The organism is Klebsiella sp. K47, assembly GCF_051858335.1.
GTDB classification, from domain to species: Bacteria; Pseudomonadota; Gammaproteobacteria; order Enterobacterales; family Enterobacteriaceae; genus Klebsiella; species Klebsiella pneumoniae.
Map to the genome: position 1 here is coordinate 1 of NZ_JBPYUI010000234.1, position 238 is coordinate 238.

General features: G+C 62.6%; 1 protein-coding gene. It reads right to left on the reverse strand.

Going from position 1 to position 238, the window contains the following annotated elements:
* Window positions 1-180, reverse strand: a 180-nt coding sequence (locus RRF55_RS27840) for a hypothetical protein (protein WP_439419276.1), incomplete at its 3' end; no start/stop codon positions are given.
* Window positions 181-238: the final 58 nt, after the last annotated feature.

A 238-nucleotide genomic window follows, 5' to 3' on the forward strand; every position in this document is an offset into this window, starting at 1 on the left:
TTCTGGGATGCCTACCAGGCGATACAGGATGAGTTGACGCGGTCCCATCCCCAGCAACGTGTCGCCGTCTGCAACCGGCTGGCGACGCTGGCCGAGCGGCTCGGCGTGGTCCACCACGCTCATCTGCTGCGCGATCAACGTGGCGAAAGCCGCCACACCAGCTCCACATCGCCATGACACCGCTTGCACCGCGCTCTACGCCATCATCCAGATTCCCTTCTTCCCAAACTGAAGTGAC